This is a genomic window from Thiolapillus sp., from assembly GCF_048562965.1.
Classification (GTDB): Bacteria; Pseudomonadota; Gammaproteobacteria; order Chromatiales; family Chromatiaceae; genus Thiolapillus; species Thiolapillus brandeum_A.
On the sequence record NZ_JBHNMF010000427.1, the window covers coordinates 1 to 2,810 of the forward strand.

Here is a 2,810-nt window from a genome sequence, read left to right on the forward strand (position 1 = left end):
GAGCAGGATGCAGCAATCAGCGTATAGAACAAGCTCTAACGGGCAGTATGAACAAAATAGCAACTTTATTTCACCCGAAAATATACGGTGGAACAATGTTGCTTACTCTAAACTCTAGACTGTTAAACTGAAAAGAATTTATCATCACCTGTGCACAGCATTTCACCACGTCCATGACCACCCCGGCAACAACGGAAAGCGAAGTTTCGCGCCTCGAACAGATCCAGGAGTACCTGGACCAGGATTCCTGGCGGGAAGCAGCCCGGCTGCTGAAGAAACTTCAGCCCGCCGAGGTCGCCCATGTTCTGGAGGCTCTGCCCCTGAACCAACGCCAGATTCTCTGGGATCTGCTGGACACGGATCAGGACGGCGAGACCCTCATGGAGCTCACGGAGAACGTGAGGAACGAACTGATCCAGAACATGGACCAGGACGACATCGTCGCCGCCACCGAGCACATGGATGTAGACGACCTGGCGGACTTCATCCAGGAACTGCCCTCCGATGTCACCAAGGAGGTCATGGAGTCCCTCAGCGAGCAGGACAGACGCCGTCTGGAAACCGTGCTCTCCTACCCCGAGGACACCGCCGGCGGCCTGATGAACACGGACACCGTGACGGTGCGCCCCGAAGTAAGCCTGGACGTGGTGCTGCGCTACCTGCGCCAGCTCGGCGACGACGTACCCCGGGACACGGACCAGCTGTTCGTCACCAACCGCGATGACAAGTACCTGGGCACCCTGCGTCTGGCCGATCTGGTCACTCACGATCCCCAGGAAACCGTGGCCGAAGTCATGAGTCTGGGCGTGCAGCCTTTCAACGCCCTCACCAGTGACACCGACGTGGCCCGGCGTTTCGAGCAATACGACCTGCTGTCAGCGCCGGTAGTCAACGATGAAGGCCAACTGGTGGGGCGGATCACCGTGGATGACGTGGTCGACCTGATCCGCGAGGAAGGCGAGCACCATTTCATGGGCAGCGCCGGTCTGTCGGAAGACGAGGACATGTTTGCCCCGGTCATGGAGAGCAGCAAGCGCCGCGCCCTGTGGCTGGGCATCAACCTGCTCACCGCCTTTCTGGCTTCCTGGGTCATCGGTCACTTCGAAGGCACGCTGGAAAAGATCGTCGCCCTGGCCGTACTCATGCCCATCGTCGCCAGTATGGGCGGCGTGGGTGGTACCCAGACACTGACCCTGGCCATCCGCGGCCTTGCCCTGGGACAGCTGTCCAGCAAGAACGCCGGCTATCTGCTGGCCAAGGAACTGGCCATCGCGCTGGTCAATGGCCTGCTGTGGGCCTTCGTGGTCGGCGCAATCGCCGGCTGGTGGTTCCACAGCACAGACATCGCCCTGGTGATCGCAGCCGCCATGATGATCAACCTGATAGCCGCGGCCATTGCCGGCGCACTGCTTCCCCTCGCGCTGGACAAAATGGGCATAGATCCCGCCCTCGCAGGCGGGGTACTGCTCACCACCGTTACCGACGTTGTGGGCTTTCTCGCCTTCCTCGGCCTGGCGACCCTGTTTCTGCTGTAACGCTTGTAACGCTAGAACCGGGCTATTGGACCACGATATCCAGCCTGCCGCCGGCGGTTACCCGGAAATCCCAGCTGAAGCCGACCTCTGCGCCTGACAGGTAGAGCATCACACCATCCCGGACGGCCACACCCGGATCAACGGCAATGGCGCCACCGGTTATGCAGCTCACATCCTTGCCCATCACCATGACCGCAGGAACGAGCCGCTGGTCACCGTCTCCGGAACAGTCCGGTTCGGCCGCCTGCAGAATCACATCCGCGCAGGCAACATCACCATCAGGATTGAGAACGGAAAAGCGGGCAATTTCCGGATCGAGTTTATTGGGAAGGCTGGCCCAATTGGTTGCCGGTCTGCCATCAATGCTCCATACGCCGGTTGATTGCTCCACGGGGCTGAACATCAGCCGGAAGATGCTTCCCACGGGATCCGGGTAAGCAGTGGCAAAATACAGGCTATCCTCCACACTGACGGCAGCAGTATTCTTGGGATCGGACACTCCGATCTGCACCTTGAATGGGGGGAAGTCCTGGTCGAGACGGGTGGCCAGCGGGGAAGGATAATCCACGTAGGTAATTTCCGGCACTGCATCCGGCCAGAGATTCACATGAGGTTCATCGGCATAGAGCACACCTGTGTACATCTGCCCTCCCAGTATTGAACTCCCCTGACCTTCCGTATAACCGAAAAGCACCCTGCTTCCGTCTGCACTCAGACCGAATTCCGACGTACGCGCCGCCACGCCGGTTGCCGGACTGGGATCCACCATCCTTCTGCCGCTGCCGTCGGTATTGATCAGATAGGCATCACAGCTGCCAAACCCATCCCTGGCGGAACGAGCGAAAAACTGCCTGCCGTCCCGGGTAATCACCGGTCGCGGGCCACACTGTGATGGGTTTCATCGATGCGTTGGGCGGCATTCACGCCGGCATCCGGTGTCGTGATCATCCAGGCATCCTTATGATCGTTGTTGCCACGGTAAATGATGGTTGAACCGTCACCGCTGATGCGCACACCGGTTTTGGCATTCTGATCATCATGCGTAAGGTTGTCGATACCGGCAACCGTTTTCACGAACAGATCTCTGTCATATCTCGATATCAGCGAGCCATCGGCTTCGACGTTCCCATCGACAAAGAATACGATGACGCTGCCGTCATCCGATACATCGAACTCACCGACAAACCGCCCCAGATTGCCCGAAGGATGGGGGATGGTATACGCTTCGACAACACGCTCGGGCGGCACAAAGGGGTTGAGATTGTTGGCATCGAT

General features: G+C 59.0%; 3 protein-coding genes. 1 reads left to right on the top strand and 2 read right to left on the bottom strand.

Annotation, left to right across the window (positions count from 1 at the left end; genetic code table 11):
- Nucleotides 1-173: 173 nt before the first annotated feature.
- Nucleotides 174-1,535, top strand: a complete 1,362-nt coding sequence (mgtE, locus tag ACOCD2_RS15835) for a magnesium transporter (protein WP_293648953.1) — start codon at nucleotides 174-176, stop codon at nucleotides 1,533-1,535.
- Between the two features lie 22 nt (nucleotides 1,536-1,557).
- Here the strand turns inward: mgtE and ACOCD2_RS15840 are convergent, their stop codons facing one another.
- A complete protein-coding gene (locus ACOCD2_RS15840) occupies nucleotides 1,558-2,406 on the bottom strand; it encodes a hypothetical protein (protein WP_293648956.1) in 849 nt (282 codons plus the stop codon).
- A partial coding sequence (locus tag ACOCD2_RS15845; protein WP_293674840.1) for a hypothetical protein occupies nucleotides 2,403-2,810 on the bottom strand: 408 nt, incomplete at its 5' end. The genes ACOCD2_RS15840 and ACOCD2_RS15845, both read right to left, overlap by 4 nt.

Excerpts from the sequence above, each read along its gene's own strand:
- mgtE (WP_293648953.1), top strand. The coding sequence starts at position 174 with ATGACCACCCCGGCAACAACGGAAAGCGAAGTTTCGCGCCTCGAACAG.